This is a genomic window from Mesorhizobium prunaredense (genome assembly GCF_900156895.1).
GTDB classification, from domain to species: Bacteria; Pseudomonadota; Alphaproteobacteria; order Rhizobiales; family Rhizobiaceae; genus Mesorhizobium; species Mesorhizobium prunaredense.
In genome coordinates, this window is sequence record NZ_FTPD01000001.1 from 327,650 (window position 1) to 348,706 (window position 21,057).

The window sequence follows — 21,057 nt, forward strand, 5'->3', positions numbered from 1 at the left end:
CTTTTCGGTTCCGGCCGTTCAGGGAATCACACCAAGTTCGCGCCCGACCGCGCCGAACGCCTCGACCGCACGGTCGATGTCGGCGCTGGAATGGGCGGCCGACATTTGCGTGCGGATGCGCGCCTGGCCCTTCGGCACCACCGGAAACGAGAAGCCGATGACATAGATGCCGCGCTGCAGCATGCGCGCTGCCATTTCCTGCGCCAGCGTCGCATCGCCGAGCATGACCGGAACGATCGGATGATCGGCGCCGGCCAGCGTAAAGCCGAGCTTACCCATTTCAGACCGGAAGCGCGCCGCATTGGCATAGAGGCGCTGACGCAGCGCATCGCCATTTTTGATCAGTTCGAAAACCCGGATCGAGGCGCCGGCGATAGCCGGCATCAGCGTGTTGGAAAACAGATAGGGACGTGAGCGCTGGCGCAGCCAGTCGACCACCTGGCTCTTGCCCGATGTATAGCCGCCCGACGCGCCGCCCAATGCCTTGCCGAGCGTGCCGGTGATGATATCCACCCTGCCCTCGACGCCGCAATGCTCGGCCGAGCCGCGCCCGTTCCTGCCGACGAAGCCGACTGCATGGCTGTCGTCGACCATCACCATTGCATCGTACTTGTCGGCGAGATCGCAGACGCCCTTCAGATTGGCGATGATGCCGTCCATGGAAAATACACCATCGGTGGCGATCAGCCGAAAACGGCAATCCATCGCCTGCTTCAGCCGCGCTTCCAGATCGGCCATGTCGTTGTTGGCGTAACGGAAACGCTTCGCCTTCGACAGCCGCACGCCGTCGATGATCGAGGCATGGTTCAGCGCGTCGGAAATGACCGCATCCTCCTCGCCGAGCAGCGTCTCGAACAGGCCGCCATTAGCGTCGAAGCAGGAGCCGTAGAGGATCGTGTCCTCCATGCCGAGAAAGCCAGAAATCGTCGCCTCGAGCTGCTTGTGCTCCTCCTGCGTGCCGCAGATGAAACGCACCGACGCCATGCCATAACCATAGCGGTCGAGTGCCTGCTTGGCCGCATCGCGCAACTCGGCGCTATCGGCGAGGCCAAGATAATTGTTGGCGCAGAAATTCAGCACCCTCTCGCCGCCCACCTCGATCTGAGCCGATTGCGTCGAGGTGATCACCCGCTCGGATTTGTAGAGGCCGGCCGATTTCAGCCCTTGGAGCTCGCTGTCGATATGGGAGAGGAATGCCGCGCTCATGATCTGGCCCTGTTGAGATTGAATGGACTGTCGCCCCGCGCGGGCGAAAAATCCACCGCAAAAGCGACGACTTCGGTGACCCGACGGTCAGTGGCCAGAATGCCGCCAAATGGCAGATGTTCAAATGCAGCTGCGGCGCGAAAGAAGGCGATAACCATTTCGCGAGCTTTCCACCGCTGCTGCTCTGTCGGTTTCCGGAGCTGTTAACCTTTCAAGCCAATGGTTCTCATACCCAACAATCTGTCGGCGAGAGGGACCGCCCCAGAAAATGTCGCAGCAACCGATGCAAACCATTTCGGGCAAGCTCATACTGCTGATCAAGGCAGGCTATTGGCTGGCGCTGCTGATCATTGCAGCCATGGTGATGGCCTCCTTCATCCTTCTCCAGCAGATGATGGCTGGCCAGCGGCACGACGAGACGCTGCTCGATATTGTCGGCATGCAAAAGGTGCTGTCGCAACGCATTGTCTTCCTTGCCAACGCGGCAGGTGCAGCTACGCGCAACCAACAACCGGCTCTGGTCACCGCATTCAAACGGGCCACGGCCGACTTCGAGAGGAACTACGACCTTCTGCTCGAGCGAGTGGTCGCCGACCCGGCGTCACCGGCAAGGCTCGATCCAAAATCAGTCGAGAGCGTCCTTTTCGCCAAGCCGTTTCATCTCGATTACTTCTCGGTCGGGCTTATCGCCAACGGCGAACGACTGGTTTCGGCGTTTGAATCGCAACTCGGCATGGCCGACAATGGCGGCTACAAGGGTGGCGGCGAACGCGTCAACCTCGACGCTTCCGTCGCCAATGCGACCCTGTCGGGCTATGCGGCGCTCGGCCAGCGCATCAGCGCCCAAGCCGACGCGCGATCGGAGAGCCTTCTCGATCTCCATCGAACGCTGTTTTACACCACCCTCAGCGTCATCGTGCTGGTGGCACTTTTCATCTTCAGGCCGATGTCGAACGCCATCCTGCGCAAGACGCGTGAACTGATCGATACCCGCAATTCCATGGCCTTCATCGCCGTGCATGACGGCCTTACCGGCCTGCACAACCGCACCTTCCTGACCGACCATTTCGATACGCTGATCAAGGGCGCGCAGCGCCGGCGGGAGCGGCTTGCTGCGGTCCACCTCGACCTCGGCCGGTTCAAGCAGATCAACGACACGCTTGGCCACGCCGCCGGCGACTATGTGCTGGTGGTGACGGCGCAGCGCATGCGTGATTCTTGCCGGGCGTCGGATCTCTGCGTGCGTCTCGGCAGCGACGAGTTCGTGATGATCCTCAACGGTGCCGGCGGCACCGAGGACATCAACATGGTTGCCGGGCGCGTCCTGACGCAGATCAACGAACCGATCGTCTATCGGGGCGCGACCATCCTTCCGGGCGCCAGCGCCGGCGTCGCCGTCTATCCGATCGACGCCGACAACGCGCAAGATCTGCTCGTCCATGCCGACCTCGCGCTCCACGCCGCCAAGAAGCAGGGTGGCGGCAGTCTCTCATTCTTCTCCGAGGAGTTGCGGCATGAACTCGATTACCGCAAGCGGCTCGAGCATGACATCAGGATCGCTATCGCGGAGAAGACGTTCCAGGTCTATTTCCAGCCACAGGTTTCGTTGTCGAACGGCACGATCGGCGGCATCGAGGCGCTGGTTCGCTGGAAACATGCCGAGCGCGGCATGATTGCACCGGGTGAGTTCATTCCCATCGCCGAGAAATGCGGGCTCATGCCTGCGATCGGCCGCATCGTCATCGCCAAGGCAATCGGCGAGGCGGCGGAGTGGAACCGCGCCGGCATTGCCTTCGGACGGCTCGCCGTCAACGTTTCCGGCTCCGAATTGCGTGAGGCCGATTTCGACGCCTTCCTCTTCGGTGCGCTGGAAAAGGCTGGGCTGCCGCCACAAAAACTGTCGCTCGAGATCGTCGAATCCGTCATCCTCGACGACGAGAAAACCGGCATCGCGGCAAAGCTGCGGCACATCCGCGGCGCCGGTGTCCATCTTGAACTCGATGATTTCGGCACCGGCTACGCGTCGCTCAGCCACGTCAACCCGAACGAGATCGACAGGCTGAAGATCGATCGCCGCTTCGTCCAGAACATCGATGACAACGGCGACAACTCCAAGATCGTGCGTGCCATCACCGAACTCGCCCGCGGCCTTGGCATCTCGATCGTCGCCGAGGGCGCCGAAACCGAGGCCGAGCTCGATTCGCTGATGGCGATCGGCTGCGACCAGGTGCAGGGCTACTCCATCGCCTTCCCGATGCCGCAGGACCAGGCACGCGAATGGCTGGTCGCGCGGACGCCGAAGAGAGCCAGGCTGACGGTGCTGCAGGGAAGGCTGGCGTAAGGCGCCAACCTTGACACGCCTCTTCGGAAATGGCGGTCTGATGGGTTAAGGCCAGTCTGCCGCTGGCTGCCGCAATGGTGGCAAATTCTTCAGCGGATTGAGCATCGGCACGCCGAGCGGCGCAAAATGACGCTCGTTGTCCGTCAGTATCGTCAAACCGTGGACCTCGGCCGTAGCGGCGATCGCTATGTCTTCGAACCCTGGCCGATGCGCCCTCGCCCGATCAAGGATGGACCCGGCGGCATGTGCTGTGCGCAAATCGAAGGGAAGAACCCTTTGTCCGTAAAGGTGCTCGACCGCTTGCCACCAGTTGCGTAGCAAAGCCGCCTTTGTCGTCGCACCCTCGCGCTCAGCCTTGGCTATCCCTGCAGCGATTTCGGATACAGTGACAACCGACAGGAACAGGTGTTCGCTTGACTTGTCGAGCCATGTTGCCAGCGCTGCCCGATCCGCCTTCTTGGCCGGAGCGACTGCCGAGATGATGTTGGTGTCCAGCAGAAACATCAGGACCAATCGACCGCGTTACAACGCAACCTTGCGAGCCTGTTTGCGGGAACGGGGAGGAATATCGCCTTTGTCACCGGGAAATGCCGCCAGCAATTGTCCGAAGCTAGGTACAAGCGACAGCCGTTCGTAGTCTTCGAACGACAGGATCACTGCCTGCTTGCGCCCGTGACGAGTGATCACGGCAGGTTCTCCTGCGACGGCCCGATCGACCACCGCCGAAAGTGTAGCCTTGGCATCCTTCAACTGAATTTCGCGCATGCTGCTGCCCTAGTATATGACCATAGTGGTCATATATAACATCTTGGGCTCGCTGAAACAATGCGTTCGGCAGTTGGGATCAATCGACATTCGCCCGCAGCGTCGCCAAGACTTCCGCGAACTCCGCCAGCCTGTCGTCGGACAACCCGGTCCGCAGCCGCTTGTCGAAGGCAAGGGCTGCCGTGCGCAATTTCAGGAACAGCGCCTCTCCCGCTTCGGTCAGTTCGACCTGATGGACGCGGCGGTTTTCCGGATCGCGGCGCCGGGTCAGCAAACCTTGCGTCTCCATCGCGTTCAGATGGTGGGTCAACGTCGCGCCTTGGATTCCGATCATGCCGGCGAGCTCACGCTGGTTGGCCAGCTCGCGCGACTTGATCGACAACAGGGTGACCCAGACCGGCAGCGTGCCGCCCGCCTCGACCAACGTGGCGTCGAAGGCCCGTGCGACAAGCTTTGCGGTGCGGGCGAGGTTCATCCCGATTGGCGGGCGGTCAAAAAGCGTCATGATCCGACACTAGAGTAAGGGAAAGGCCGATGGAACTGGCCCTTGACATTACATTGAAATCTAATCATTTGACATCTAACTTTTTGGTTGGCGGTGGGAATGGAGGAATGCGGTCATGCAGTATGTCTACATCATCGTCCTCGGCCTTCACGTATTGGCCGGTGTGTTCTGGGCTGGAACGACCATCGCTGTCGCCCGCGATCCAGAGATTCGGATCGAACGGTTTTTCCGGCCGCAAATGAACGCGGCCGGCATGGTTTTCCTGACCGGCGCCCTGCTCTGGTACTTCTTCCACAGCGGCTATTTTGGTTCGATGGAAATGGTTCTGGCCCTCGGTATCGCGACAGCCTTGATTGCCACCGGCGTCCAGGGCGCGCTCGTCGGCTCTGCCAGCAGGCAGCTTGCCGGCACTGACGCAGCGACGGAAACCCAGCTGCGCGCGAAGATGACACGAGGCGAACGCATCGCCGGCGGGCTGCTGGTTATCACCGTGCTCTGCATGGCCACCGCCAGGATGTTCTGAGTGGGGCCTGCCGCACTCACGGTTCAAGAGATCGTACGGTGTCTGGCGGCAAGCCGGCGGCGTGCGCGGCGCGCAGATCGGACCGACGTGCCTGGTGGCTCTCCGTGCGGAGGTTCGGCTTCGCACCACCAAATCAAATCCGAAGTGATCTTCAGATCCATACCGTCCTCGGAATAGACCGGCTCATGGCTGGTCGACATGACCCGGTTCTTCAGCGTCTAATGTTTGAGCTGATAGGGCTGGAGAGGCGGATCGCTGGTGGTCATCGTCTTCCTGTTTCAAATTGTGCTAATGAGCGGCAAATTTTTATTTTGCGCATGTCGTTATGACAGAACCGCTGCGCACCCTAGGGTCAGGGGCGTGGGCTGGCTTTTGGGCGACATGCAGTGAGGAACCCGCCAATGACCGATACGAAAAACCTTACCCAGCTCGGCTCCAACGTCGAGGCGCCACAGAACCCTGAAGCAGCAGTCCTGGAGACCGTGCCGTTTTCGCGCGGCGATGGGCCGCCAGCCATCGTTCGCTTCACCTGCCCGGAATTCACCTCGCTCTGCCCGGTCACCGGCCAGCCGGACTTCGCCCACATCGTCATCGACTATGCACCCGACACGCTGCTGGTGGAATCGAAGTCGCTGAAGCTGTTCATGACCTCGTTTCGCAACCATGGCGCTTTCCATGAAGAGTGCACCGTCATGATCGGCCGCCGCATCATCGCCGCGACCAAACCACTGTGGTTGCGGATTGGCGGCTATTGGTATCCGCGCGGCGGCATTCCGATCGACGTGTTCTGGCAGACCGGCGCGCCGCCGCAAGGCGCATGGCTGCCCGACACCGGTGTTGCGCCCTATCGCGGACGCGGCTGAATTCTGCTGCGAGATGTCCGGCGGGACAGCGCCCTGGACAGCGCCCCCCTCTGTCCTGCCGGACATCTCCCCCACACGTGGGGAGATTGGCCTTCGCATCGGCCTTCGCCAATCTCCAACGTTCGAAGACGGACGGCACGCTGGAGCTGCCGATCTCGCCACCTGTGGGGGAGATGCCAAGTTTTGGCAAAGATGGCAGGGCAGAGGGGGGCGCCAAGGATCGCCAACTCTGGTTTTCAATCGCCATCAGGCGATCGACGCTGTATGGCCCATCCTTCATCGGTCCGTTCTCACTCACACTGATATTGGCTGAGCGCCCATTCGCCGGTCACCGACAGAAGGTCCGATATCTTCCAGTCGCCGTCGACCTTTTTGAACTTCCATTCCAGCCGGTGCGGATTGCCGGCAACGATAAAGGCGACGATGACCTTGGCCTCATCGCCTTTGACCGCTTCAACAGTCTTCAGGCTGTTGTCGATCTCGGCCCTGTCGTACGCCGCATTGTCGAGCGCCATGTTGGGATCGAGGCATTCGCCCTGCCCCGATTTCCGCAGCGCATCGCTTTTGTCGAGCACCGACTTCGCGGGATCGACGAAATGGTTGCGCTGAGCCGGATCGAGCTCGAGCCCGACATGCTCGTAAAACGGTTTCACCATCGCCGTCGGCGAACCTGGCCGCAGCGGAGCTGCCCGTGCATTTTCTGCTGGCGGCGAAGCGGCCGCCGGAGTTGCAGGTGCCGCATTGTCGGCCGGAGCATTTGCGGGCGGCGCGCCGAACAGGCCCTGGCCAGCGGTGCTGCTCAAACCCGCGGCCAGCAGGCACACAGTCGCCAGGGCCAGGGCGCGGGCCATGGCATCACTCCGGAGTCTGGCCAGCCAGGCATTCGAGCGCACTCAGCGTCCAGCCGCTGGTCTTCGAGGTGATGTCGGCAACCTTCCACTGGCCGTCGACCTTCTTCAGCGACCAGACCATTTCGCGTTTGGATTCATCGCCTTCCGGGAAAAGGTTGAAGGTCACTGTCACGTTGGCGCTGTCGCCATCCACTGCTTCGGACAGCTTCAGCGTCTTGGCGACCGTCTTCTCGTCAAAGTCCTGCGCGTCGAGACCGGGGGCGAAGTCGATGCAAGGCACCTCGTCCGGCTTGTTCTTCTGCGCCTGGTCGTTGAGGTCGAACAGCTTTGTCACCGGCTCGGTGAAACGGTCGCGGTATTTCGCGTCGGCCTCGAACTTGACCTCGGGCATGTAGAAGAACTTCACCGCATTGGAGGCCGGCCCGGCCAGGGCGGCCGCAGGCGCTGCGATCGAGAGAGCGGCGGCAAGCACAGTCAGTCTCATCCGATAATCTCCAGGCTTTCGTGGCGGGAACCGTTCAATACCACGAATCCTGCATCCCGGCTTTTTTGCGGCCCATGAAATCCCTTTGGGCGTTAACTCAGGCGCCCTTGGGCGTTAACTCAGGCGTCCAGCCAGACGTTCTGGAGATCCATCTCGAAAGTCTGGTGGGCAGCGTAATTCTTCACCTTCTTGCTCATGTGGTAGAAGCGCGGACGTCTGGACTATGATTTTTGCGCGGCCATTGATGATCCTACTGCCCGCTGCGCAAGCTCCTTGGATTCTTCCTTGGAGAGGTAAACGTGCATCCCGGTGCCGGAGCTAAGCACGAAGCCCATCCCGGCAGCAAGGTAGCGCTCGACAAGTCCCTGCAAACGGGTCCAATCGATATGACCCAGAGGCGTCGAACGGTGTTGTGATCGCGAGGTTCAAGCGGGAAATGGAAGTCAGGCATCTCTTCTCAAGTCTCCAATGCTTCCAGACTAGGGAATGCGAATTTCCAGCCGATGAGGGTATGGTTTCGATGCTGGTGGCAGTGGCGACCGGAGGATTGCCCTCGGTCGGCTGGCATTCGCGCAATTCCTGTCCGACGTTGGACTGAAAATGCTGCGTTCGCTATCTATCAACCATAAGATGCCACTGGAGAGCCAAAGCAGGATTCCTGAGGAACAACTCCCAGGCCAGGCCCGCTCGGAAGCCTGATGTGTCCCTCTTCGACGGACACACCGTTCTTCTCGTCTGTTCCGAGCGATATCGGATCGTCGTTCGTTGGACCGGAGGTCAACGTGAACGATCCTTCCTCACGAAGGAATCCAAGTCCAAGTCTGACAAGGTTCACCTGCCCCATGAGTTTGCTTTGCAAGCCGATTGCATATTGCTCGATGGTGAACTCGGCGAGCGGGGCGAAATGAACCGTGCCCGCTGTGCATATCAGGGCATCGAACTCGCCGATCTGGCTGAACATTCGACTTATGGACGAGGGATTGTCGATATCGACCTGGAAATCGCCGGTGCTTCGGCCGACAGCGATGACATCGTGGCGCCTGCCGAGTTCGGCCGACACGGCCTTGCCGATTTCGCCACTCCCACCAACATGAACGATTCTCACGAAGCCCTCGCCTCTGCGCCTTAGACGCCCAACGGTTCAAGCGATCGGCGAAGCTGCGCTTCCTGATCTGCGGAGAGCTTTCTCAATGGGCTGCGAACATTACCTGTTCCGTAGCCGCGCAGTTGCGCCGCTCGAAGTACCGACGGCGTATAGGGAGACCTCCAGATAAAGAGCAACGAGGGCAACATGCGCTGCCAGAGGGTTAGCGCCTGTTCGTATTCCTTGCGGTCCACCAATCTATATAGCTCGACCGCTTCAGAAGGCATGTAATTCGCACCACCCCATATGACGCCGCGGGCCCCGGCCATCAAGGCGTAGAGCGTGGTGGTGTCGCAGCCATTGAGCACTGTTCCGCTTGTCTGCAGGTACTCCTGATGGACAGTAAAGTCCCCTGCGCTGTCCTTGATGTAGTTAAAGTTCTTCAACTGGCTCAGGCGCTCAAACAGCTGTGGTGAAACCGAAATGCCGGTGGCCTGCGGGATGTTGTAGCCGACCAGGTCGATACCTAATTCAGCATCGATTGCTTTGTAGAAGTCGAAGATTCCCTGCTCATCACTCGGACCCTCCAGGTAGGGTGGCAGTACCATCAATGCGTCGGCGCCGACGGACTCCGCGTGACGCGACCTTCTGATGACTTCGTCCATATTCAAAGCGGAGGTCTGGCAAATGACGTTGCAGCGACCAGCTATTCGCTTTGCGCCTACTTCGTAGAGGCGGTTGCACTCGGCCTCGGTAAGATAGGGATGTTGCCCGGTCCCTGCGCCAAGCACCAGCCCGTGAACACCGGCGGCGACGTACTTCTCGATCAGATCCTCGAAAATCGAATAGTTGATCGCACCATTCTCATCGAACGGTGTTTGCATTGCCAGATTTATGCCCTTCAGGTCCGCCATGATCTCTCTCGTTGTATCTAGACTTCAGCGCCGGCCTGTCGGAAACGGACCGCGGTTACGATGCGAACGCCCATCGCTGTGACAGGCCTGGGATAGGGCTTGCTGGGACTTGCTCGCGTCTTCAGGATATCGACCACCGGCGATGATCTCCCTGACGCCAGATCGGCTACGGCCTTGCCGAAGGCAGCTCCGCGCGCGACGCCTGTTCCGTTGCAGAATGCGGCGCCGTAAACCTTCTCCGCCAACTCGCCGAAGACCATTCCGCCATTTTGCGCGAGGGTAAGAAGGCCGCCCCAGCTGGCCTCGAAGCCGATCGAGGAGAGCTCCGGCCACCGCCGATCGAAGGCGATCTGCTGCTGCACCCGAGCCCTCATCACGTCCTGCGTGGTGGTCTTGAAGTCCGTCGCATAGGAATAGACGTTGCGAAGGAAAAGCCGGTTGTCGATCGTGCGACGAACCGTCGTGCCGAAGCTGTTGGCTGGAATAAGTCCGTAGGCGTTCTTGTTCCCCACCCGCGAAAGCTCACGCTCCGTGAGCTGTCGTGTCATGCTCGCAAATGTGTATAGCGGTATGGCGCGGTTGTCGAAGAAGCCAAACTTCGTCAGATAGCCTGACGCGCAGATGATGACCTTCGAAGCCCTGATTGTTCCGGTGGGCGTCTCGCAGATGTGCTTCGGCGCACCGAACTGCACCGCTACGATAGGCGTGTTTTCGTGAACGGTGACGTTGTCGGGCAGGCTTCTTGTCGCATTCTTGAGATATTTCGCAGGCTGGACCAAGACGGTGCCAGGATGATGCAAGGCTTTGATGTAGTGCTTGCTGCCGGTGATCGCCTGGATTTCGGGGGTCTCGACCCAGCTGTAGTTCTGCCCAAGCTTATCCAGCGCCTTCGAAAAGCGGTGCAGATCCTCCACACCGTGAGCGGTGGCCGCGCTGTGGTATTTTCCCTGCGCGTCCCAGTCGCAATCGACCCCATGCTCTTCGACAGCGCTTCGGATGTAGGCGATCCCGTCCAGGTTAACGAACAGCTCTTCCTTGTTCCCCTTGATGTCTTCGACGAAATCGCGCTTCCGAGGATTGTGCGCGAGATCGATGACGAAACCCATGCACCGTCCGGATGCATTGTTCCCAATGCGGCCGGCGTCTACCAGGACAACCGAAGACTGCGGGTTGAGTTCGGCAAATCGACGGGCCGCGTGTAGCCCCATCCAGCCGCCGCCAATCACGAGGCAATCACACGCAACGTCGCCTTCTTGCGGCAGCAGCGCCAACTCCGGTCCGGCCGTAGTGTACCAGCCGGACATAGTCGGTTCGGGATGGGGTGGCTGAACGACTTTGCGCTCTTTCGTCATTATTTGGTTGAACGAATTCACTGCCAACTCGCTGAGTTAAGGCGACCGATGACGAAGGCTTGGCAACGATCTGCGGTCGCGTTGCTTCCTGTTCGAATAGACCAGTTGGCGGGCGTCTCGTAGACGGAAAAGATAGCGTCTGATATAGATCTGCTTCATGTCAAAGCTTCGCAGCCTGGTGCCCTCGACACATTCGCTTTTTGTCTTCGAAGCGGCTGCCCGAACCCAAAGTTTCAAAAGCGCAGCCAGCGAGCTCAGCGTGACGCAACCGAGCGTCTCGCACTCGATCAAGATGTTCGAGAAGCATTGCGGGACCGCGCTCTTTGCCCGTGACAATCGAGGAGTGCAGCTGACGGAGGCTGGCAGGCAGCTCTACGATGAGGTGCGCACTAGCTTCCGCCGTCTGGAACAGCGGCTTGAGACCATTTCCGATCGCGGAACGAAGTACGTCACTTTTGCGGCGTCGACATCCCTCGCGGCACATTGGCTTGCGCCTCAGCTCTATCATTTCCAGGAAGAGCATCCGGACGTTAAGATCAAGGTGGTCGGCACCGATCGGGACATCGAGCCCGATCACGAAGTAGACGTCACCGTGTGGGTGCGGCCACGGGATTTTGATAGGGCCAACAGCTGGTTCGTATGCGACGAGATCATTTTCCCCGTCTGCTCCCCCGCATATCTTCTGGCGCACCCCGCTCCAAAGAGCGTCGATGAGCTGGTTCGACACCAGCTCATTCATTCGTCCGATGCCTTTCGCAAGCGAATGAGCTGGCCCGAATGGGTCGAGCTTGCAGGCGGAGATGCCAGCGAGACCAAACCGAACATTGTATTCAACGACTATCAGCTGGCGCTCCAGGCAGCTCTTGCAGGCGAAGGAATCTCGCTGGGATGGTCCCTGACCGCCCAACACCTGCTTAACAACCGCCTGCTGGTTCGGCCCATCGCGACTGAGATCAAGACCGACCGCGCCTTCTTCCTCTTGTCCAATGAAGATCCTGGCAAAAACAAGAGGTGCAAGGTTCTGGTGGACTGGTTCCTCGCTCAGTCGAAGGAATTACGCCCTTAGACTAGACGGCTACCGCCCAACGCCCCCTCGGTCTCATACCACCTCCGCGTCGTCTTTCGGGAGTGTTCTAACTAGGTAACGAGTGCCTGCGCAGTCGACCCAGGTATAAACTGAGTTTAACGCAAGCGAAACCTTTTACGAGTCCTCAGGGCGCTCACAGGACCATATCATCAACGTCAATGAACAGGGCCGCGTTCCGTACGCGAACCGAGCAAAAGTTCTGTTGGCGGGGACCTATTTGCGCCCCTTGGGAAAACGCGATGATGGATCCTGATACTCCCGCAATCCGCCGCCGCGGAGGACGCGCGTCGGTCGTAGCTGCCCGGGAAGCAGAGAAGAGGCCTCGCGTCTCGACCATCAAGTACGGCATTCGACCTGTGGAAGCCGTCACTGCTGAGCAGCTTGAGCGCATTCACCAAGCTTCGTTGGCGATCTTGCGCGAGATCGGAATCGAATTCCGGGATGAAACAGCGATCCGGCAATGGAAGGAGGCTGGCGCCGACGTCCAAGGCCAACGTGTGCGCCTCGATGGCGAGATGCTGATGCATCTGATCTCGAAGGCCCCATCCCGTTTTGAGATGACATCGCGCGATCCGTCACAGCGTTTCGAGATCGCGCCAGACACAATGACCTTCGGCGCCATGCAAGGCGCGCCAAACGTCCGGGACCTTCAGGGGGTGCGACGCGCATCCACGATCGAGGATCTGCGGAACATGAACCGGCTGACCCAGATGCTGCCCGGGTTCCATATCGCCGGCGGGTTCACCTGCGAGCCGACCGACATCGCTGTTCCATGGCGCCATCTGCACATCAACCATTCGAGCCTGGTGGAAACGAACATGCCCTTCTTCGGTCTGACGACCGGGAAGCAGCGAGCCGAGGACTCGATCGCCATGGGGCAGATCGTCCACGGCAAGGACTTTATGGATCAGAACGCGGTGATGCTCGGACACGTGTCGGGAAACTCGCCGTTGGTCTGGGATTCGACCATGCTGGAAGGACTTCGCGCTTTCGTCGAGGCGAACCAGGTCGTCCTGCTGTCGCCTTTTGTTCTCGGCGCCGCAAACACTCCCGCCGACATCCCGGCCACAATCGCCCAGTTGAATGCCGAGGCACTCGCAGCGCTCGCCTACACCCAGTTGGTCAGGCCCGGCGCCAAAATGATCTATGGGCAATATTCAGTCTCGGTGTCGATGCGCAGCGGCGCTCCGATGTCCGGCATGCCCGAAGTCACTCTAATCAACGCCGTCATCGGCCAACTGGCAAGGCGGTATGGTTTGCCGTGGCGAACGACGGCATCCCAGTCGTCCGCAAAGACCTTCGATGCTCAGTCCGGATACGAATCGGCGATCGCCTACATGTCGGGAGCGAGTGCAGGCGCGAACCTGATGATGCATGCGGGCGGCTGGGATGAGGCCGGCCTCGTATGCTGCATGGCGAAGTTTGTCGCCGATGCCGAACAGAACCTGCTGATCGAAAAATACGCGCAGGGGATTTCGTTCGAGCATTTCGACGACGCTCTCGAAGCAGTGCGGCGCATCGGCCCCGGCGGCCACTATCTCGGAGATTCCTTCACGCTCAAGCGCTTCAAGGACGCATTCTTCGCGCCGGAGATCCTCGATTACCTCAGCTATGAGCAGTGGAAGGTCAAAGGCTCCAAGGACATGGCGCAGCGCTGCCGTGAGAAGGCGAAATCGATCATCGCGAGTTACGAGCAGCCGCCAATGGATCCAGCCGTGCGCGAGGAACTCGATGCATTCGTGGCGCAACGCCAGGAGGAGATTTCGCCAAGCATCGCCTGAGCGTCCACCCAAGAGATCAATATCCGGGAACACTAACAAGGAGAAGAAAATGGGACTTTTCAGAAGCAATGGGAATCGCGTTCCGGCTGCCATCGAAAAGATGGCAAGCGACGTCAAAGCAGGACAAATGGACCGGCGCGAGTTTCTCGCGCTTGCGAGCACGTTCGGCGCCTCGGCGGCAATGGCCTACGGCTTGATTGGCGTAGCATTGCCCCAGCCCGCACGCGCCGCCGAGCCAAAGAAGGGCGGAACCCTGCGTGTGTCCATGCCCGTCAAGGCGCAAAAAGACCCACGTACCTATGATTGGGTTGAGCTTGCCAACATTTCTCGCTGCTGGCTTGAGCCGCTGGTTCGCTACACACACGAATTCACATTTGAACCTGTCCTGCTGGAAAGCTGGGAGGTCAATGACGATGCCACCGAATATGTCTTCCATGTCCGAAAGGGTGTTACCTGGAACAATGGCGACGCTTTCGACGCCGATGACGTAGTCCTCAACATCACCCGCTGGTGCGAGAAGGGCGTCTCCGGCAATTCGATGGCCGCGCGCGTCGGGGGACTGATTGACGCCAAGACCGGCAAGGCGAGAGATGGAGCTATCGTCAAGGTCGATGACCATACCGTCAAGCTCAAGCTTAGCGACCCGGACATCGCCATCATCGCGAATTTCACCGACTACCCCGGACTGATCGTCCATCGCAGTTTCGATGCCGGCGGCGCCGACCCGGTCGCAAAGCCGATCGGAACGGGGGCATTCGAACTGGTATCCTACGCGGTCGGCAGCAAGGCTGAAGTCAAACGCCGCGAGAATGGCAAATGGTGGGGCGGCGAAGCTCTGCTGGATGGCGTGCAATTCGTCGACTATGGAACCGACTTCCAGGCAACGGTGGCTGCCTTCGACTCCGGAGAGATCGACGTCAATATGGAGACGCCGGCTGACTTCATCGACATCCTGGACAAGATGGACGTGGTCAAATCGGAAGTCGCCACCGCAACGACGCTGGTGTGCCGCACCAACACGACCAACAAACCATATGACAACAAGAAGGTCCGTAACGCGCTGCAGATGGCGGTCGACAACAACACTGTCCTTCAACTCGGCTATGCAGGACGGGGAACGGTCGGCGAAAACCATCACGTCAGCCCGATCCACCCGGAATATTTTGCCCTGCCTAAGAAAAGCCGGGACGTCGAGGGCGCGAAGAAACTCATTGCTGAATCCGGAAATGCCGACTTCGAGCATGAGCTGATTTCGATCGACGAAGACTGGCAGAAAAACACCGGTGACGCCATTGCGGCGCAGCTTCGAGAGGCCGGCATCAAGGTCAAGCGCACGGTGCTTCCGGGTTCGACTTTCTGGAACGACTGGGCGAAGTATCCCTATTCGCTGACCGTTTGGTACATGCGACCGCTCGGGGTTCAGGTCCTAGCGCTGGCTTATCGCACTGGCGAGGCTTGGAATGAGACTGCTTACGCAAATCCCGACTTCGACGCCAAGCTCAAGAAGGCGTTCTCGGTCAGCGATGCCGCCAAGCGGAAGGAACTGATGCAGGACATCGAAGATGTGCTGCAGGATTCTGGGGTCATCATCCAGCCGTTCTGGCAAAGCCTCTTTGGTCACATGAACAAGAAAGTTCAGGACTATGCAATCCACCAGACTTTCCAGATGGATTTGCAGAAAGTCTGGCTGGCAGCCTAGCAGACTCCCAAGGCTCCAACCGGAAGCCTGGTCGGTGCCGCATCGAGCATGGGGTACCGACCTCCTTTGAACTATGCGTGAGGCGACCCGACATGTCCGACGACGAGATCATCCTTTCCGACCTTTCCGACGACGAGTTGGTGCAGCAGATGCACGACGATCTTTATGACGGGCTGAAGGACGAGATCGAGGAAGGCACACAGATCCTCCTCGAGCGGGGTTGGGCGCCCTACAAGGTGCTGACCGAGGCGCTGGTCGAAGGCATGCGCATCGTCGGCGAGGATTTCCGCGACGGCATCCTGTTCGTGCCGGAAGTGCTTTTGTCCGCCAACGCGATGAAGGCCGGCATGTTCATCCTGCGCCCGCTGCTCGCCGCCACCGGCGCGCCCAAGCAGGGCAAGATGGTCATCGGCACCGTCAAAGGCGACATCCACGACATCGGCAAGAATCTCGTCGGCATGATGATGGAAGGCGCCGGCTTCGACGTCATCGATCTCGGCATCAACAATGCCGTCGAAAAATACATGGCAGCGATTGAAGAGCATCAGCCCGACATCATCGGCATGTCGGCGCTTTTAACCACGACCATGCCCTACATGAAGGTCGTCATCGACACGATGAAGGAAAAAGGCATCCGCGACGACTATGTCGTGCTGGTCGGCGGCGCGCCGCTCAACGAGGAATTCGGCAAGGCTGTCGGCGCCGACGCCTACTGCCGCGACGCGGCGGTGGCGGTCGAGACCGCCAAGGACTTCATGAAGCGCAAGCACAACGTTCGCAACTGAGTGCACTCTAATGATGCCGAGTCCGCAGAACAAAGGCACAGGCACTCTTTTGCCGAACCCATGAGACTTCGCCAAAATGTCCTCGTTTTCGATCATCAGTCACAGAATTGATCCTACCAGGGACCAGATCGCGCGAAAGCCCGATGGGAGCATCGACGACAATGATCGTGTCGAAATAGGACCGACGGACATCGCGTTTGCCGAGTGGGCTGCATTGGGTCTGTCCCCTCCCAACCTCGAGCGGATGAGAAGCACGCGCCTCCAACGGATCGTGAGCCAGCTACGCAAGCGGGACTACGCCGGCGTGCTGTGCTTCGATCCACTCAACATCCGATACGCAACTGACTCCTCGAACATGCATATTTGGATCACGCACAATCCATCGCGTGCTGTTTTCGTTTCAGCCGATGGATACGTTGTCCTTTGGGACTTCCACCGCTGCGGGCACCTTTCGGAGCATCTGCCATTGGTGAACGAGATCCGCACGGACGGTGCGGGCTTTTACTATTTCGTGGCTGGCGACCAGGAGAAAGCCGTTGCGAAGGGTTTCGCAGGACAAATTGAGGAGCTGTTGCGAACGCATGCAGGCAAGAACCGCCGCCTTGCGGTCGACAAGATTGAAATCCCCGGCTTACGCGCCCTAGACGCGGCAGGCATCAAAATCTGCAACGGCATGCAACTCATGGAGCACGCAAGGGCAATAAAGGGCATCGACGAGATCAATGCCATGCGCTGCTCGCTGGCAACCTGCGAAATTGCGGCCGCGAAGATGCGCCAGCTTTTGCGACCGGGTATTGCAGAAACCGAATTGTGGTCGGTTCTCCATGCCGAAAACATCGCGCGCGGAGGCGAGTGGATCGAGACGCGAATCCTGACTTCTGGCCCGAGGACAAATCCTTGGATGCAGGAAGCAGGGCCGCGAAGGATAGCGTCAGGAGATCTGGTTGCATTCGATACCGATATGGTGGGACCATACGGTATGTGCGCAGACTTTTCGCGAACTTGGTTTAGCGGCGATCGGCGCGCGAGCGATGAACAACGCAGACTTCACGCCATAGCTCTCGAGCACATTACGACCAACATGGAACTTTTGCGGCCAGGAGTCTCCTTCACTGAACTCACCCAGCGCGGCCACAAACTACCTCAAGAATTCGTTGATCAACGATACGGGGTAATGATGCATGGTATCGGGCTGTGTGACGAATATCCTGCGATCTACTACCCTGAAGATTTTATCCCGGGGGCGTTCGACTACATCCTCGAGCCAGGCATGACATTGTGCATCGAGGCTTACATTGGCGCCGTCGGGGGCCGTGAAGGCGTGAAACTCGAAGAGCAGGTCCTGATAACAGAGGACGGCTATGAGAAGCTTACGAGTTGTCCTTTCGACGCTGCGTTAATGAGTTGAGCCGCTGCCTCGAGCCAGAGAGGCCCAACGCGGTTAATACGGCTCTTTAGGCTCGGATTTGGAGTCCCAGGCGCAACCACACACGGTTGGTGGCCTAGCCTGAAACCGCCGACCTGAATTTTGTAGGCGGTTGGCCATAGGTCTGGCGGAAGAGCCTCGAGAAATGCGAGGCGTTCTCAAACCCGACCTCGACGGCGATCTCGATCATCGGAGCACGGGTCTGCATCAGGAGGTGCTTCGCCCGCTCCAGACGCACCCTTGTGTAAACTACCGCCGGAGAGCTCTTTGTCTTCTCCATGAAGAGGCGCTCGAGTTGCCTTCGGGACAGTCCGACCAGGGCCGCCACCTTGGGAATGGAGATCGTATTTTCGATATGGTTCTCCATGATGATGAGCGCCGCCTTGAGCCGCGGATCCTGGCACTCGATAAAGGGCGGGCTGTGCGGCTGGATGTCCGAAGCCGAGCGCGCCCTTTCGATCTGCAACACTTCGAGGGCGTTTCTCTCGGCTTCCCGGCTGATATGGCGCCTGACGATCGACGCGGCCATGTCCGCCGCGCTGCTGCCTCCGGCACATGATCCCCTGGTGCGATCAAGATTGAACAGACGATCCGACCTGACGTCATGATCCGGGAAGCGCTCGCGGAACGCCTGATAGTGCAGCCAGCTGACGCAAGTGCGATGATATTTCATCAGGCCAGCCTCGGCCAGGATGAACGTTCCCGTGCAGACCCCGATCAAAGGAACCTTCGCAGCGGCGGCTCGCTTCAGGTAGCTGACTGTCTCGCTATCGACCGGAAATTCATTGTTCAGCAGCCCGCCCACGACCACGATATAGTTGAACTCGCCCGGGTCCACGAAATCCGAAGTCGGCGCGACCTGGACGCCGCAACTGGAGGTGATCAGGTTTCGGCTGCTTGCCAGCACGTGCCAGTCGGCCAGAATCCTGCCGGACCTGTCGGTCTCGTCGCTTGCCAATCTGAGCGTGTCGACGAACAGCGCGAACGCAGAAAGGGTGAAGGAACGAGCCAGTACAAAGCCGATCTTCAATCGGCCGAGCCCGGGCGCTTCTTCTGCTGATTTCATGACCGGCTGCCTATCTATCATTGGCTAACAGCGCCATCGCTTCGATCCTGCTCGTTCTTATCCGGCTTGGAAACCGAGGGCAGCCGGTAGTCGTGGCAGCAGAATACTTACTCGCCGCGAGATTCACCGTTAGGCGGCCTCTCTCGTTGCCAGATCGCCGAGCGCCATCCGAAGCGCAAGCATATTTTTTGCTGGTAGAGCGCGCAGGGGCCGGCGCGGTTTTCCAGCGTCGTACCCGGTGATCTTCGCTGCGGCATAAACCGATTGCACATAGTCGCCCTGCCAAATGAGCGACATGATGGGCTCAAGGGGCTTCCATCGCTCGCGGACGAGCTGCCAGTTCTGGGCCTCCGCGGCTTCGACGATGCCGAGGCAGGACTTGGGCGCAATGTTTGCGCCTCCCCATATCAAGCCGCGAGCACCTGCGAAAAGAGCGTAAGGGACCAACGGGTCTGCGCCATTTATGACGGGAAGACCCGTGCGGATTAGGGACGCCTGCTTGGCGAGATCGCCGCTGCTGTCTTTGACTGTGTGGAAATTGGGGATCTCGCAGAGACGTTGAATAAGGCTTGGAGTGATCTCAACGCCTACGGCCTGAGGCACGTTATAGCCGATGATCGGAAGACCGCCTTTAGCGACTTCGGAATAGAAGGCCACGATGTCGTCGTGGTCGGTCGGCCCTTCGAAAAACGGCGGTAGGACCATTACACCATCCGCGCCACAGTCGGCGGCATGCTTGGTACGCTCTATGACCTCCTCGACGAGAAGCGCGGACGTCTGGACTATGATTTTTGCGCGGCCATTGATGATCCTGCTGCCCCGCTGCGCAAGCTCCTTGGATTCTTCCTTGGAAAGGTACACATGCATCCCAGTGCCGGAGCTAAGCACGAAGCCCTTTATCCCGGCAGCAAGGTAGCGTTCGACAAGTCCCCGCAAACGGGTCCAATCGATATGACCAGAGGCGTCAAACGGTGTTGTGATCGCCAGGTTCAAGCCGGGAAATGGAAAGTCAGACATCTTTTTTCTCAGGTCTCCAATGCTTCCAGCTTGGGGAATGCGAATGTCTTTGAATGCCAGCTGAGGCGGGTATGGTTTCGATGCTGGTGGTAGTGGCGGCCGGACGATTGCTCTGGGTCGGCTGGCATTCGCGTAACTCCTGTCCGACGTTGGACCGGGAAACGCCGCGTTCTCTATCGATCAACCATAAGATGCCACTGGAGAGCCAAAGCAGGATTCCTGCGGAACAACTCCCAGACCAGGCCCGCTCGGAAGCCTGATGTGTCCTTCTTCAATGGACACTCCGTTCTTCTCGTCATAGTGGCCTTCGATATACGGAGCCGCGATCCAGACGCCCTCGTTCAGGCGCGGACTGACAGTCGCACCGATTTGAACACAAGCGGCGGCGAGGATGTCGCCGCCCCACCCATCGTCGCAAGTGTGGGGCATTGAACGTGCCTCGCAAAGATCACGCACCGTTGCCATTGCATGGAGACCACCAATGCGGGTCACCTTCATCCCGAAGCCGTCGCATACTCCCTCTCCAATCGCACGGATCACAGCGGAAAGGTCCTCTGTATTTTCGTCGAGATATACAGCGTGGTGCAGTTGATTGCGGATGGCCTTGATCTCTTCGAACGTATTGCAAGGCTGTTCCAAAATGAGCGGAACATCGAGGCACTCGCGACTGAGCCGGAGCGTGTCGCGGGCAGTCAGGGATCGGTTGGCATCGGCTGCGAGCCGGACGCGATCCCCGACACGCTCCCAGACCTTGCGCACCACGGCAATGTCGATCTCAACCGGTCGCCCGCCGATCTTGATCTGGAGGCGCGGATAGCCTTCCGCAACACGCTCCGCCGCAATACGCGCAACCTCATCGGGCTCGCCTATGCCCAACGCATAATATGACGGAACCCGTTCGGTCACGGCGCCGCCAAGAAGATCGGCGACGCGCATGCCAAACTGCTTGCCCATGATGTCGTATGCCGCCATATCCACGGCTGCCTTGGCATATCGGTGGCCATTCAGGAGGCCATCCATCCGGCGTCGAAGGGCTACTGGCTGAAGCGGGTCGGCTCCGATCAGTCCCTGAGCCATCTCGTCCAGTGCAGCACGGGCACCTTTAGCATGCTGCGGCTGGTAGGTCGTGCCCAAGGGGCAGGTTTCGCCCCAACCGATGAGACCATTGTCGATCACGACCTTAACGATCGTGGTATCGAGCGCATACACCTTGACGCCGCCCATCGTGTAGGGGCCGTTCTTGACCGGCAGATCATGCGCGAAGACGTGAACTTCCTTGATTTTCATGTCGTTCCAATCTGAAGGTAA

21 protein-coding genes and 1 pseudogene are annotated in these 21,057 nt (G+C 59.3%); 9 read left to right on the plus strand and 13 right to left on the minus strand.

Annotation, left to right across the window (positions count from 1 at the left end):
- Window positions 1-18 precede the first annotated feature (18 nt).
- Together BQ8794_RS01630 and BQ8794_RS35405 are read right to left on the minus strand one after the other, a co-directional pair.
- Complete coding sequence (locus BQ8794_RS01630; RefSeq protein WP_077372121.1) at window positions 19-1,206, minus strand: glycine C-acetyltransferase; 1,188 nt, start codon at window positions 1,204-1,206, stop codon at window positions 19-21.
- The gene (locus tag BQ8794_RS35405; RefSeq protein WP_167378585.1) at window positions 1,203-1,364 is read right to left on the minus strand and encodes a hypothetical protein; all 162 of its coding nucleotides are present in this window, start codon (window positions 1,362-1,364) and stop codon (window positions 1,203-1,205) included. Before BQ8794_RS35405 ends, BQ8794_RS01630 begins: the two co-directional genes overlap by 4 nt.
- Window positions 1,365-1,474: 110 nt before the next feature.
- On the opposite strand from BQ8794_RS35405, the gene BQ8794_RS01635 reads away from it, so the two are divergent.
- Complete coding sequence (locus BQ8794_RS01635; RefSeq protein WP_077372124.1) at window positions 1,475-3,547, plus strand: putative bifunctional diguanylate cyclase/phosphodiesterase; 2,073 nt, start codon at window positions 1,475-1,477, stop codon at window positions 3,545-3,547.
- A gap of 45 nt (window positions 3,548-3,592) precedes the next feature.
- Here BQ8794_RS01635 and BQ8794_RS01640 read toward each other — a convergent pair whose 3' ends face one another.
- The 3 genes from BQ8794_RS01640 to BQ8794_RS01650 form a co-directional block, all read right to left on the minus strand.
- Complete coding sequence (locus BQ8794_RS01640; RefSeq protein WP_077372127.1) at window positions 3,593-4,051, minus strand: type II toxin-antitoxin system VapC family toxin; 459 nt, start codon at window positions 4,049-4,051, stop codon at window positions 3,593-3,595.
- An 18-nt stretch (window positions 4,052-4,069) separates the two neighbouring features.
- Window positions 4,070-4,312: a type II toxin-antitoxin system Phd/YefM family antitoxin gene (locus BQ8794_RS01645; RefSeq protein WP_077372130.1), complete on the minus strand. Its 243-nt coding sequence runs from the start codon at window positions 4,310-4,312 to the stop codon at window positions 4,070-4,072.
- A 79-nt stretch (window positions 4,313-4,391) separates the two neighbouring features.
- Window positions 4,392-4,817, minus strand: coding sequence for a MarR family winged helix-turn-helix transcriptional regulator (locus BQ8794_RS01650; RefSeq protein WP_077372132.1), 426 nt, complete (start codon window positions 4,815-4,817; stop codon window positions 4,392-4,394).
- 115 nt (window positions 4,818-4,932) lie between these two features.
- On the opposite strand from BQ8794_RS01650, the gene BQ8794_RS01655 reads away from it, so the two are divergent.
- Both BQ8794_RS01655 and queF read left to right on the plus strand, forming a co-directional pair.
- The gene (locus BQ8794_RS01655) at window positions 4,933-5,340 is read left to right on the plus strand and encodes a hypothetical protein (protein ID WP_077372134.1); all 408 of its coding nucleotides are present in this window, start codon (window positions 4,933-4,935) and stop codon (window positions 5,338-5,340) included.
- Window positions 5,341-5,741: 401 nt separating this feature from the next.
- Window positions 5,742-6,203, plus strand: coding sequence for a preQ(1) synthase (queF, locus tag BQ8794_RS01665; RefSeq protein WP_077372137.1), 462 nt, complete (start codon window positions 5,742-5,744; stop codon window positions 6,201-6,203).
- 290 nt (window positions 6,204-6,493) lie between these two features.
- Here queF and BQ8794_RS01675 read toward each other — a convergent pair whose 3' ends face one another.
- The 3 genes and pseudogenes from BQ8794_RS01675 to BQ8794_RS36170 form a co-directional block, all read right to left on the minus strand.
- Window positions 6,494-7,054, minus strand: coding sequence for a hypothetical protein (locus BQ8794_RS01675; RefSeq protein ID WP_077372140.1), 561 nt, complete (start codon window positions 7,052-7,054; stop codon window positions 6,494-6,496).
- A gap of 4 nt (window positions 7,055-7,058) precedes the next feature.
- Window positions 7,059-7,538, minus strand: a complete 480-nt coding sequence (locus BQ8794_RS01680; RefSeq protein ID WP_077372142.1) for a DUF3828 domain-containing protein — start codon at window positions 7,536-7,538, stop codon at window positions 7,059-7,061.
- 171 nt (window positions 7,539-7,709) lie between these two features.
- Window positions 7,710-7,989, minus strand: a pseudogene (locus BQ8794_RS36170) (dihydrodipicolinate synthase family protein); the annotation flags it as partial.
- 249 nt (window positions 7,990-8,238) lie between these two features.
- Here BQ8794_RS36170 and BQ8794_RS34330 point away from each other — a divergent pair.
- Window positions 8,239-8,667, plus strand: coding sequence for a hypothetical protein (locus BQ8794_RS34330; RefSeq protein WP_143744423.1), 429 nt, complete (start codon window positions 8,239-8,241; stop codon window positions 8,665-8,667).
- On the opposite strand, the gene BQ8794_RS01690 is transcribed toward BQ8794_RS34330, so the two are convergent.
- Window positions 8,664-9,536, minus strand: a complete 873-nt coding sequence (locus BQ8794_RS01690) for a dihydrodipicolinate synthase family protein (protein ID WP_077372148.1) — start codon at window positions 9,534-9,536, stop codon at window positions 8,664-8,666. The genes BQ8794_RS34330 and BQ8794_RS01690 overlap by 4 nt on opposite strands.
- A 17-nt stretch (window positions 9,537-9,553) precedes the next feature.
- Complete coding sequence (locus BQ8794_RS01695) at window positions 9,554-10,888, minus strand: NAD(P)/FAD-dependent oxidoreductase (RefSeq protein ID WP_077372151.1); 1,335 nt, start codon at window positions 10,886-10,888, stop codon at window positions 9,554-9,556.
- A 157-nt stretch (window positions 10,889-11,045) separates the two neighbouring features.
- Here BQ8794_RS01695 and BQ8794_RS01700 point away from each other — a divergent pair, with 157 nt between their 5' ends.
- From BQ8794_RS01700 to dddP, 5 genes are all read left to right on the plus strand, one after another.
- Window positions 11,046-11,954, plus strand: a complete 909-nt coding sequence (locus BQ8794_RS01700) for a LysR substrate-binding domain-containing protein (protein WP_077372154.1) — start codon at window positions 11,046-11,048, stop codon at window positions 11,952-11,954.
- 260 nt (window positions 11,955-12,214) lie between these two features.
- Complete coding sequence (locus BQ8794_RS01705) at window positions 12,215-13,756, plus strand: trimethylamine methyltransferase family protein (protein WP_167378586.1); 1,542 nt, start codon at window positions 12,215-12,217, stop codon at window positions 13,754-13,756.
- Window positions 13,757-13,805: 49 nt separating this feature from the next.
- Entirely contained in the window at window positions 13,806-15,455 is a 1,650-nt protein-coding gene (locus tag BQ8794_RS01710; RefSeq protein ID WP_077372156.1) for an ABC transporter substrate-binding protein, read from the plus strand.
- Between the two features lie 92 nt (window positions 15,456-15,547).
- Window positions 15,548-16,240, plus strand: coding sequence for a corrinoid protein (locus BQ8794_RS01715; protein ID WP_077372159.1), 693 nt, complete (start codon window positions 15,548-15,550; stop codon window positions 16,238-16,240).
- Between the two features lie 76 nt (window positions 16,241-16,316).
- Window positions 16,317-17,648: a dimethylsulfonioproprionate lyase DddP gene (gene dddP / locus BQ8794_RS01720; RefSeq protein WP_077372162.1), complete on the plus strand. Its 1,332-nt coding sequence runs from the start codon at window positions 16,317-16,319 to the stop codon at window positions 17,646-17,648.
- Between the two features lie 94 nt (window positions 17,649-17,742).
- On the opposite strand, the gene BQ8794_RS01725 is transcribed toward dddP, so the two are convergent.
- The 3 genes from BQ8794_RS01725 to BQ8794_RS01735 form a co-directional block, all read right to left on the minus strand.
- Window positions 17,743-18,732: a GlxA family transcriptional regulator gene (locus BQ8794_RS01725; protein ID WP_077372165.1), complete on the minus strand. Its 990-nt coding sequence runs from the start codon at window positions 18,730-18,732 to the stop codon at window positions 17,743-17,745.
- 129 nt (window positions 18,733-18,861) lie between these two features.
- Window positions 18,862-19,749: a dihydrodipicolinate synthase family protein gene (locus BQ8794_RS01730; protein WP_077372168.1), complete on the minus strand. Its 888-nt coding sequence runs from the start codon at window positions 19,747-19,749 to the stop codon at window positions 18,862-18,864.
- Window positions 19,750-19,929: 180 nt separating this feature from the next.
- Window positions 19,930-21,036 (minus strand): mandelate racemase/muconate lactonizing enzyme family protein, encoded by a 1,107-nt coding sequence (locus BQ8794_RS01735; RefSeq protein WP_077372171.1) that lies wholly within the window; start codon window positions 21,034-21,036, stop codon window positions 19,930-19,932.
- Between the last annotated feature and the right edge of the window lie 21 nt (window positions 21,037-21,057).